Annotated in this window: 12 protein-coding genes and 1 pseudogene; 5 read left to right on the forward strand and 8 right to left on the reverse strand. The window is 65.0% G+C overall.

Going from position 1 to position 10,421, the window contains the following annotated elements; translation table 11 throughout:
* Positions 1-39 precede the first annotated feature (39 nt).
* Positions 40-507, reverse strand: coding sequence for an Lrp/AsnC family transcriptional regulator (locus PF66_RS25825; RefSeq protein ID WP_054060823.1), 468 nt, complete (start codon positions 505-507; stop codon positions 40-42).
* Between the two features lie 167 nt (positions 508-674).
* Between PF66_RS25825 and PF66_RS25830 the strand changes: the two genes are divergently transcribed.
* The 4 genes from PF66_RS25830 to PF66_RS25845 all read left to right on the forward strand — a co-directional run bounded on the left by PF66_RS25830 (position 675) and on the right by PF66_RS25845 (position 5,101).
* On the forward strand, positions 675-1,925 hold the full coding sequence (locus PF66_RS25830; RefSeq protein ID WP_054064201.1) for a Zn-dependent hydrolase: 1,251 nt from the start codon (positions 675-677) through the stop codon (positions 1,923-1,925).
* 79 nt (positions 1,926-2,004) lie between these two features.
* The gene (locus PF66_RS25835) at positions 2,005-3,237 is read left to right on the forward strand and encodes a diaminopropionate ammonia-lyase (protein ID WP_054064202.1); all 1,233 of its coding nucleotides are present in this window, start codon (positions 2,005-2,007) and stop codon (positions 3,235-3,237) included.
* A 127-nt stretch (positions 3,238-3,364) separates the two neighbouring features.
* On the forward strand, positions 3,365-4,705 hold the full coding sequence (locus PF66_RS25840) for an ArnT family glycosyltransferase (RefSeq protein WP_241494443.1): 1,341 nt from the start codon (positions 3,365-3,367) through the stop codon (positions 4,703-4,705).
* Positions 4,706-4,834: 129 nt separating this feature from the next.
* Entirely contained in the window at positions 4,835-5,101 is a 267-nt protein-coding gene (locus PF66_RS25845) for a hypothetical protein (protein ID WP_054060819.1), read from the forward strand.
* Positions 5,102-5,219: 118 nt separating this feature from the next.
* On the opposite strand, the gene PF66_RS25850 is transcribed toward PF66_RS25845, so the two are convergent.
* The 5 genes from PF66_RS25850 to PF66_RS25870 all read right to left on the reverse strand — a co-directional run bounded on the left by PF66_RS25850 (position 5,220) and on the right by PF66_RS25870 (position 7,407).
* On the reverse strand, positions 5,220-5,429 hold the full coding sequence (locus tag PF66_RS25850; RefSeq protein ID WP_054060818.1) for a YXWGXW repeat-containing protein: 210 nt from the start codon (positions 5,427-5,429) through the stop codon (positions 5,220-5,222).
* A 90-nt stretch (positions 5,430-5,519) separates the two neighbouring features.
* Positions 5,520-5,993 carry a periplasmic heavy metal sensor gene (locus PF66_RS25855; RefSeq protein WP_054064204.1) on the reverse strand — a complete coding sequence of 158 codons (474 nt, stop codon included), beginning with the start codon at positions 5,991-5,993 and terminating at the stop codon, positions 5,520-5,522.
* Positions 5,990-6,427 carry a hypothetical protein gene (locus PF66_RS25860; protein WP_054064205.1) on the reverse strand — a complete coding sequence of 146 codons (438 nt, stop codon included), beginning with the start codon at positions 6,425-6,427 and terminating at the stop codon, positions 5,990-5,992. The genes PF66_RS25855 and PF66_RS25860 overlap by 4 nt, the downstream gene beginning before the upstream one ends.
* Positions 6,424-7,005: an RNA polymerase sigma factor gene (locus tag PF66_RS25865; RefSeq protein ID WP_054064206.1), complete on the reverse strand. Its 582-nt coding sequence runs from the start codon at positions 7,003-7,005 to the stop codon at positions 6,424-6,426. Before PF66_RS25865 ends, PF66_RS25860 begins: the two co-directional genes overlap by 4 nt.
* Positions 7,006-7,086: 81 nt before the next feature.
* A complete protein-coding gene (locus PF66_RS25870; RefSeq protein WP_054064207.1) occupies positions 7,087-7,407 on the reverse strand; it encodes a YXWGXW repeat-containing protein in 321 nt (106 codons plus the stop codon).
* A gap of 633 nt (positions 7,408-8,040) precedes the next feature.
* Here PF66_RS25870 and PF66_RS25875 point away from each other — a divergent pair.
* On the forward strand, positions 8,041-8,913 hold the full coding sequence (locus PF66_RS25875) for an undecaprenyl-diphosphate phosphatase (protein ID WP_054059101.1): 873 nt from the start codon (positions 8,041-8,043) through the stop codon (positions 8,911-8,913).
* A 378-nt stretch (positions 8,914-9,291) separates the two neighbouring features.
* Here PF66_RS25875 and PF66_RS25880 read toward each other — a convergent pair whose 3' ends face one another.
* Both PF66_RS25880 and PF66_RS25885 read right to left on the reverse strand, forming a co-directional pair.
* Positions 9,292-9,627 (reverse strand): lysozyme inhibitor LprI family protein, encoded by a 336-nt coding sequence (locus PF66_RS25880; protein ID WP_054059102.1) that lies wholly within the window; start codon positions 9,625-9,627, stop codon positions 9,292-9,294.
* Positions 9,628-9,692: 65 nt separating this feature from the next.
* Positions 9,693-10,271 (reverse strand): annotated as a pseudogene (locus PF66_RS25885) (GNAT family N-acetyltransferase).
* Positions 10,272-10,421: the final 150 nt, after the last annotated feature.

Raw genomic sequence — 10,421 nt, forward strand, 5'->3', positions numbered from 1 at the left:
CGTGATTGGACTCCTGTGCTGTTTTCCCCGATCCGGCGGTCACTCGCTCAGCGTCGGCACGAACAGCCCGGTCTTGACGTTGCTCATCGCCACCAGCGTCTTGAAGCGCTTGACGTTGTTGCTCTCGAAGAACAGCTGCCGGGTCAGTTGGGTGTACTGCTCCATGTCCCGCACCAGCATGATCAGCACGAAGTCGCACTCGCCGGCGACGTAGTAGCACTGCTGCACCTGCGGGCAGGCGAGGAAGGTCTTCTTCATGTCGTCGAGCAGGTCCAGACGCTCGTTCTCCACCTCCACCTCGGTAATGACCGTGAGTGGGTAACCCAGCGCCCGTGCATCGACCTGGGCCACCGTGCCCTGGATCACCCCCTGTGCGCAGAGTTTCTTCAGGCGCCGGTTGACGGCGGCGCTGGACAGGTTCACCTGGGCGCCGAGGTCCAGTTGCGAGGTGCCTGCATCGCGTTGCACCGCATCGAGCAGGGCCAGGTCGAAGTGATCGAGGTCCATGGGGAGCGCTCCGTAGGCAAACGGCGAGTGGTGCCGTGGTGGCGCAATAAAATTGCATTCATCACCTGAAAATCAAGCTTTTCGTACGCCGGCAACGAATAAGATTCTCCCATGATCGATAACAGGGGGCGGCGCACCGACGCGCGCGGCCCCGGAGGATATGGCGGATGAAGGCGAGTACACCCCTGCAACTCGATGGCCGGCGGCTGCTGCGGCAGATCCGGGAACTGGGCCAGGTCGGCGTCGATGCCGAGCAGGGCGGGCGCACCCGGATCGCCCTGACCGACGCGGAAAAGGCCGGCCGCGATCTGTTGGTCGGCTGGATGCGTGAGCTCGACCTGGAGGTTCAGGTCGATCGCATCGGCAATATCTTCGGCACCCTGCGTTCGGCCCAGGACAGCGGCGATCAGCGCCCGCTGATGATGGGCTCGCATATCGACACCGTGACCAACGCCGGGGCCCTGGATGGCTGCTATGGCGTGCTGGCCGGCCTGGCGGTGATCCGCGCCTTTCGCGAGGCCGGCGTGCTGCCGCCGCGCTCGATCAGCGTCGGCGCCTTCACCAATGAAGAGGGCGTGCGCTACCAGCCGGACATGCTGGGCTCGCTGGTGCATGCCGGCGGCCTGTCGGTGGAAGAAGCACTGGACAGCATCGGCACCGACGGCACGCGCCTGGGCGACGAGTTGCAGCGCATCGGTTATGCCGGTTCGCTGGAGCCGGGTGCCATCGTGCCCCATGAATACCTCGAGTTGCACATCGAGCAGGGGCCGATCCTCGAAACCGAGAACACCCTGATCGGCGTGGTCGAGAACCTGCAGGGCATTTCCTGGCAGCAGGTCGAGGTCCGGGGCAACGCCAACCATGCCGGCACCACGCCAACCCGTCTGCGCCATGATGCCGGGTTCGTCGCCTGCTCTATCGTCGCCGAGCTGCGCAACATCGCCGTGGAGGCCGGCTCGACCCTGGCCACGGTCGGCTGCATGAAATTCGAGCCCGATGTGATCAACGTCATCCCGCGCCGGGCGACCTTCACCGTCGACCTGCGCGACCCCGACGAAGCCCGTCTGGTCCGTGCCGAACAGCGCCTGAGCCGCTGCCTCGAACAGATTGCCGAACGCGAAGGGGTCAGCATCACCACCGAGCGCCTGGTGCGGTTCGAGCCGGTGGTCTTCAACGCCGAGCTGGCCGACGAGATCGAGGCCAGCGCCAAACGCTTCGGCTTCAGCCATCGGCGCATGACTTCCGGTGCCGGCCACGATGCGCAGATGATCGCGCGCATCGCGCCGGCGGCGATGATCTTCGTCCCCAGCCGTGGCGGCATCAGCCACAACCCGCGCGAGCACACCGACGACGAACAACTGATCCAGGGCGCCCAGGTGCTGCTCGACGTCGTCCGTCGCCGCCTTGGCGCTGCCTGATTTCACCCGGTCACGCCGAGCCGCTGAACATCGCGTCCAGCGGTATCGGTCCCCCTTTGCCTCTCAACAGGAGCTCCTGATGTTGATCGCCAACCCCAAGGCCACCCGCCAGCCGTACCCCGATTCGCTCCAGTCGCTGATGAGCATCGCCAAGGCCCAGGAGAGTCGCCAGTGGCTGGCGCCCTGGAAGCGCCTGAATGCCGGCGCCACGCCGTTGTATTCGCTGCCCGACCTGGCCCGGGAACTGGGCATTGCGCACCTGTCGGTCAAGGACGAGTCGGTGCGGTCGCCGCTGGGCAGCTTCAAGGCGCTGGGGGCGCCGGTCGCCTTGCTGCGGCTGATCCTGGGCACCTTTCCCGAACGGCGCCTGGAACCGCACAAACTGCTCGACGGCCGGTACGCCGAGGCACTGGCGGACTTCACCGTGATCAGCGCCACCGACGGCAACCATGGCAAGGGCCTGGCGGCCGCGGCGCAGAGCATCGGTTGCCGCTGTGTGATCGTCCTGCATGCCCATGTCAGCATCGAGCGCGAACAGGCGATTGCCGCCTATGGCGCGACCATCGTGCGCATCGCCGGCAACTACGACGAGTCGGTGCAGGAGGCCGCGGCACTGGCGCGGGCCCATGGCTGGACCGTGGTCTCCGACACCTCCTACGAAGGTTATGAAGTGATCCCCCGCGATGTGATGCAGGGCTACGGCACCATCGCTGCGGAAATCGTCGAGGCCACCGCCGATGCGCAGGTTCCGGCGTTTACCCATGTGTTCCTGCAGGGCGGTGTCGGTGGCCTGGCCGCCGGTATCGCCAGCTACCTGTGGCAGCAGCAGGGGGCGCAGCGCCCGAGCTTCGTCATGGTCGAGCCGGAGCAGGCCGACTGCCTGTACCAGAGCGCGTTGCAGGGCAAGCCGGCGAAAGCCACCGGCTCGGTGGACTCGGTGATGGCGGGCCTGGCCTGCGGGGAAACCTCGCCGCTGGCCTGGCGGTTCCTTGAGCCTTGTGTCGATTTCTTCATGACCATCGAGGACGACGAGGCGGTGGCGGCCATGGGGCGGCTGGCGGCTGGCAGTGCCGGCGACATCCCGCTGGTGGCGGGCGAGTCCGGTGTCGCCGGGTTGGCCGGGCTCGTACGCCTGGTCAAGGAGGGCGGTGCGGCGGCGGTCGGCCTCGATGCGAACTCACGGGTGCTGATCATCAACACCGAAGGCGCCACCGCTCCCGGGGTGTACGCCGAGTTGCTGGGTGAAACCGCCGACGCCGTGCTGGAGCGCCAGCACGCCTGGACGCCGCATTGCCCAGGCGCCGCCACTTGAGCAGGCTGTCGAATGATGGCGACAGCGCCAGGCGCTGCGGATGTTCATGGTGTTCCATCCAGGGCCGCTGTAACATCCGCCTTTTTTTGGAAGCCCTGACGCTATGGACGCCTTGACCGGACGGGTCATGAAGAAGCCCTGTCTGAGTATTTTCCTGCTCTCGCTCATGGTGTTCATGGGCCTGCAGTACAAGCCCGCCATTCTCAATTACACCACCCGCTTCGTCGATTTCGCCGAATACATGCTGTATCACGGCGTGACGCTGTTTCCCATTGCCGACGACTTGAAGCCTTATCCCGACTACACGATTGCCAATACGCTGCTGATGTATCTGGTGTCCCTGCCTTTCGGTCGGGTCTCGGTGTTGTCGATGGGCCTGCCTTATTGCATCACGGCCGCCCTGATACTGGTGTTCATCTACAAGCTGGGTGCATTGCACGACCGCAAGTGGGGACTGTACGGGGCACTTTTTTCATTATTCACCTGGTCGTTCCTCGACAGCGTCAACTCGCTGGCACTGGATGTCTATCCGGCGCTGTTTACGCTGATCTGCTTTTACCTGGTGTATCGCGGTGATGTGAAACAGGACCCTTCACGGCTGCCCCTGGTGTTTCTCGGGCTGGCGCTGGGCTTTGCGTTTCGCGGGCCTATCGGCCTGATCGGGCCGTCGATCGTGGTCGGCTGCTACTACCTGCTGAGCCGGCAGTGGCGTGCGCTGGGGCTGTTTTCGCTGCTGTCCGGGCTGATTTTGGTCGCCGCAGTCGCCTTGCTGTCGTGGGCCGCCTATGTGCAGGGGGGAATGGATTTCCTGCACGACGTGCTGATGATGCAGGGGCTGGATCGCCTCGCCGGCGGCCATGCGCCGCGCTACTACTTCTACTTCAGCAGCGGCCTGGTGACTTATGGCGTGACGGTGTTTTTCACGCTGTATGTCGTCGCGCGCAAGTACAAGACGTTCTTTCGCGCGCCTGGCAAGAGCGATACCGCCTTGCTGTTTTACCTGGCGGCGTGGTTCATGGCGCTGATCCTGTTTTTCACCATTCCGAACGCGAAGAAGGCCCGCTATATCCTGTCGATCACGCCAGCGATTTCCCTGTTGGCGGCGTATATCTTCGTCGACAGGAGCGGTCTGTTCGAGGGGGCGAAGAACGGCTTGCTGCGTTTTTGCCTGAGGCTGCCGTGGATTGGCCTGGGACTGGTTGCGTTTGTCTTTGCCTATAACTTCTTCGCGGTGCATCCACTCCTGCCCAACTATCCCGCCGTGCTCGGCAGTCTGGCCGTGCTGCTGGTCGCCCGTCATCTGCTTGGCAAACACTGCGCCGAACATCGGCATCGTGAACTGATCATCCTGGCGTTCGGTGTCGCCACGTTCCTGGCGCTGGATGCCTTCTTCTTCAACTCCATCACCTATCACCTGGAGTTGGCGAACGAGCCGACGCCGAAGTTTCTGCCGTACTGGTTCTGGTAAGACATTGTCAGTGCGGTCGATCGCCTGGCGGTGACGGCGGTGGGGCGCAAATAGGGAGGCAATAATCCTGATCCGCACTACATTGATTGCAGACAGACAACAGTTGAGCGCCCCCGGCAGGAGCCACCCATGACGATGATCGACTCGGAACGCTTGAAGCCCTATCTGGCGGCCAGGGACAGTGCCCGCGCAGCCTGGCGGTTGACGGTGGCCTCCCTGAGCAAGACGCAACCGCAAGCGCTGGAGGAGGGCTTCAAGGCGGTCAAGATTGCCGAGCGTGCCTACTTCCGTTGTTGCGAGGACCTGTGCGATGTGGTGCGCAGCGAGATGGACCGGGTGGAGGAGGTCGCCGCCCTGGAAGCGGGGCACAGGGATGGGGGCCAGGACGACCTCTAGCCGGCAGCCACGCGGCCCGGTGCCGGCTGGCGTTCTCCCCTGTTCGATGATTGCTCGCAGTGCCTTGCGCTCATCGGTCGTCAGGTCTTGCTGTTCGTTTTTAAATCACCAGCTCCTATCAGTACCGCCAATACCCCGGCACCCAGACCCACTGGCCGCGACCCCAGCGGTAGTGCCCGGCGACCCAGTGGTAGCCCGGCGCCGGGGCCACCGGGACGACCTCGACAATCGGTGGCGGGCGGCGTGGATGAACCGGCTCGACGACGCAACCGGACAGGGTGGCCGCCACCAGGGCGGCGGCAAGGGTGCTCTTGAGTATTCGGGACATGGCGTGATTCCTGGGTGACGATAGGGCCGACGCCCGGTTGGCGGGCTTCTGTCGGTTAAACGCATGGGCCTGCGCAATCCGTCGCGGTCATCACTCCTTTCGGGCGATTTTCGCCTTGGCCTGCCCGTGCTGGTACAAGGCCTTGCCCAGTTCCTGGCGTTCATCCAGCGGCAGGCTGTCGGCGAAGTCCGCCAGGGTGTTGTCGATCAGCACCCGCAGCGAGTTGTCCGCTTCCCGGGCCCGGGCCAGGTCGGCCAGCAGCGCGTTGCGGTCCAGGGTCGGGGCCTCCAGCTGGCGGATCACGTCCTGGCGCGCTTCACGCCCGGCCAGGACCAGCGGCTGGCTGTTCGCCTGGTTCTGCCTGAGCAGTTGGCGCAGTTGCTTGCGCCGCGGCTCGGGCAACTGCATCAGCGCCTGACGCAAGCCATGCTGGTTGACCGCGACCTCGGCCGGCCGGGCGTTGACCAGCCAGTGATACAGGCCGCCGCCGACGCCGCCGATCAGGAACACATTGAGCAGCAATGACACGGCCAGCAGCGGCTTCAGGTACTTGGGTGGGGTCATTGTTCGGTTTCCTCGGCGTTGACGGTAAAGACGATGTCGGCATCGCCGTGGTCGAAGACACTGGGCAGCACTTCGGCGGAATGCAGGGGCAACGGCAGGCTCAGGGAGGCCACCAGGATGCCGGCGGCGATCCCGGCCACGCCGACGCCGACGACGCCGGCCGGAGACAGCCAGCCGGCATAGCGCTGCCAGAAGGAGGGCGCGCGGTTCTGGCCGGCCGAGAGACGGATCCGGCGGATCAGGGCCGGGTCCGGTGCCGGCAGTTGGTGGCTGTCCAGCAGGTTGTCGAGCAGGCGCGCCTGATCGAGGGCGGCGAGGGCGCTGCTGTCGCGCTGTTCGAGCAATACCTCGGCGCCGGCCCGCTCGGTAGCCGGCCAGCGCCGCAGGTCTGCGCCGTAGGCCTCGGCCAGTTGGGCGAATCGTTCGGGCGTCATCGTCTTTCCCTCCCCAGTCCGGCATCGCCGAGCGTCTCGGCAAGGTGGCCGCGCAGGTTGCGCCGGGCCCGCGACAGCAGGCTCTCCAGTGCCTCGACGCTGATGTTCATCAGGGCCGCGGCTTCGATGTTCGACAGCTCCTGGTAATACTGCAGCACAATGGCTTCGCGCTGCCGTTCGGGCAACGCCGCCAACGCCGCGGCCATCTGTTCGCTGCGGGCGGCCGCTTCCAGTTGTTCGTCGGGCGCCGGCGTGCTGTCGGGCACCTCGATCGGCTCCTCGTCGTCGGCCAGCGGGCGTTCCCGGCGCCGGCGCAGGCGGTCGTGACAGAGGTTCAGCGCGACCCGGTGCAGCCAGGTGTCGAAGCGCGCCTCGCCGCTGCGCCAGTTCGCCGCCTGCCTCCAGATGCGCAGGAAGCTCTCCTGGGCCACATCCCGCGCCTCTTCGGCATCGCCGAGGATCCGCGCGGCGAGCGCCAGCAGACGGGGCAGCTTGCGCGACACCATCTCGTTGACGGCCGCCGGTTCGTTGTTGCCGATGCGGGCCAGCAATTCAACGTCCGGATCAGTTTCTTTCAATATGGCAAATCCCGGTCCGGTGGCTCAGCTTCGGATTGAGCGGATGGCCCGGCTGCGGGGCGCGCAGCCGGGGGCCTGCATTCAGCGGATCCAGTGGCCTTCGACCCACACCCAGTTCGGCCCGCGCGGCGCCCAGTGGCCCGGTTCCCAGCGGGCGTTGTAGCGCACGCGCTGCCAGTGGCCCGGCTCCCAGACGTAGCCGCGGCCTTCCCAGCGCCAGTGCCCGCGATCCCAGGCGTAGCCGGGGCGTTCGACAGGAATGGCTTCCACGCGCATGGGCGGCGGTGCCTCGCGAATGATGATCTCGGGCTGGGCGAAGGTCGGGGTGCTGGTCAGGGCCGCGAATGCCAGGGGAATGAGCAGGGCAAGGCGAAATGTGGCCAGAGGTCGTGCAGGTCTCATGACAACTCCTTCATGCGGCGGACGAAAGTGAACGCTGCTGATGGGTTGAACGCAGGACGCCGAAAAAATCCGTCGCGGCAAAACCGAAAATTTTTCGCGGGCTTTTCCGCCGTGTCGGGAAGAAGTATTACCCAGGGTGGCCACGGCGTTGATGAAATCGTACGAGGGGTGCGACGGATTTCTCCAGGTGCCCGCGTTCAACCGGTAACCGTTGACCATCGACAGGCGCTGTGGCGTCGTCCGTGCAGCGGCTCTATCCACCGCACCCTGAGGAATACCACCCTGTCTCGTCGTCTCTCGCTGCTCGTTGCCGCGGTCCTGCTGCTGAGCCTCAGCGGCTGTGTGATTCTGCCGGGGCACCGGGACCATTGCTGCTGGCGCTACTACGGCGCTGTCGCCCATTCGACGCAGGAGGCGGCGGTCTGACCGGACGTCCCGGCCCCAGGGTGCGGAGCGCCTGGGGTCGGCTTTGACATAAATAGAATTAGTTTACTGCTTGCCTTTTTGCTTTTGTTTTAACTGGAAATTCGGCGGGAACCGGCCCATCATTCGCCGCACTGTGTCTGCGCTTCAAGGCGCTGCTGCGCGCCTGTGCGAAGACCGTGAACCCCTCGCCCTTTTCAGGAACTCATCTTGTCTAACGTCTGCTCCGCCGGCCTCGATATCGGCTTCGCTTCCCTGAACTACCTACAGATCGGCATTCTCGGCATCATCCAGGGCATCACCGAACTGCTGCCGATTTCCTCCACTGCCCACATGCGTGTCGTTCCGGCGGTGCTCGGCTGGCAGGACCCGGGCTCGGCGTTCTCGGCGGCCATGCAACTGGCGGCGCTGGCGGCGGTGGTCAGCTATTTCTGGCGCGATGTGCGCGACGTGGTCGGCGGCAGTGTCACGGCGGTTCGCCAGGGCGACTTCGACAGCCAGTGGTTCAAGCTGGCGGTGGCGATCATCCTGGCGACCCTTCCGATCGGTATCGCCGGCCTGGCCCTGTCTTCCACGCTCAACGCCTGCGATTCGCCCCTGCGTGGTCTGACCGTGATCGGCGTGTCCTGCCTGGTGATGGCGCTGCTGCTGGCGGTGTCGGAGTTCACCTGTCGGCACCAGCGGGTGGTCGGTGAAATGCGCCTCCGTGATGCGCTGATCGTCGGCATCGCCCAGATCGGCGCGCTGATCCCGGGCGTTTCGCGCTCCGGCTCGACCCTGACGGCGGCGCTGTTTCTCAACTTCAAGCGCGAAGAGGCGGCGCGCTTCTCGTTCCTGCTCGGCTTGCCGGCAATCGCCCTGGCCGGCTTGAAGGAGCTGTGGGTGCTGCACCATGCGCAGATTCCGACTGAGGCCTGGGGCCACCTGCTGTTCGGCATCGTGGTCGCCAGCGTCTCGGCCTTCGTGGCGATCTGGGGCCTGATGCGTTTCCTCGAGCGTTTCTCCACCTGGCCGTTCGTGATCTACCGTGCGGCCCTCGGGATCTTCCTGATCGTCGCCGTCCAGCAGGGTTTCCTCTCCTGATTCAATGCCCCGGCGCCGCCCTGACGGGACGCCGGGTCATTTGTCCGTTCCCAGCGCATAGCGCCGGCAATGCTCCAGATACCCCTGTTCGTGACTGCCCACCCGTTGCACCACGCGGGTCCATGACCAGGACAGGGCGTCGCGGGGTGCTTTCAAGGGGGGCGCTCTCTGGCTGGGAGTTGAGCGTTTGAGCGTTGCGCTGGCGGATTGGTTTCGCCTTGGCGGTACGTTGCCGGAAGTGGCAGCACCGCTGAAAAAAAAGCCCGCATGCGGGCGGGCTCAATGGGAGGTTCATCAAAGGAGCGGGTTCACTATAAACAGGCAGGCTGTCTGGCACAGTGAAAGATGTTTTACCTCAAAGCCACGTCCGGCAAGGCTTCAGAGCGGTTTTTCGATGCGGTCATAACGCGCTTTCAACTGCGTCAGGCGTTTCTCGTACTGGCGCTGGAGACACGCGTTGTCGCTGCCGCAGGCGTTGCGTTCCTGCAGCCAGGCCACCTGTTCATCCTGCATCGCGCCACGGTTTCCCATGGCGAACAGGCCACGCAGCAGGCGGTAGGTGGTGGCCATCTCGACGTCGAGGTCGTTCAGTTGGCGGTCGCTGCAGATGGCGATTTCAGTGGGCTGCTTGGCCCGCCCGCAGTCGAAGCTGGCGGCCTGGGCCGTGGCGATAAACAGGGGGAGGGCGGCCAATGCCCCTAAAGATTTTTTCATGCGGGTGCCTGCTGTTCGGGTGTGCCTCGGTGTTCATCAGACCGGGCCGGAGGTGATTGGCTCCCTTAGTCGCGCAGCAGGCGTGCCTGCAACCGATCGCGCACCTGCGGCCATTCCTCGTCGATGATGCTGAAACGCACGGAGTTGCGCTTGCGCCCGTCCGGCATGATCCGCTCGTTGCGCACGATGCCTTCCTGCTGGGCGCCCAGGCGCAGGATCGCCGCGCGCGAGCGGGCGTTGATTTCGTCGGTGGTGAACTGCACCCGCACGCACGCCAGGTCCTCGAAGGCATGGCGCAGCATCAGGTACTTGGCCTCGGTGTTGACGAAGCTCTTCTGCCAGCGCGTCGAGATCCAGGTGCTGCCGATTTCCAGCTTGCGGTAGTGGCGGTCGATCTTCCAGAACCGGGTGGAGCCGATGACTTCACCGGTGTCCTTGAGCACGATGGCGAAGGGCATCACCGTGCCGGCTTCGCGGCCGGCGAGGGCCGTGCCGATGTACGCCGCGACGGTGGCCTGCGACGGCACCACGGTGAAGGGCAGGTTCCACAACTCGCCGTCTTACGCGGCCCGTACCAGGGCGTCGGCGTCATCGGCTTGCAACGGGCGCAGCAGCAGGCGCTGGCCTTCCAGGCTACGGGTCAGCAGGAGGTTTTTCACGGCGAGGGCTCAGGCGGTGGTTCCCTGCGCATTACAGTCAGCCCGCCACGCCTTGGCAAGGGCCATTTGCAGGGAAAACACCCGTACCAATCGCCCGGCCCTAGGCTATGTACGAAATCGCTTGAAACTTGGTTA

The sequence above is a fragment of the Pseudomonas asplenii genome, from assembly GCF_001293465.1.
In the GTDB taxonomy this organism is placed as follows: Bacteria; Pseudomonadota; Gammaproteobacteria; order Pseudomonadales; family Pseudomonadaceae; genus Aquipseudomonas; species Aquipseudomonas fuscovaginae_B.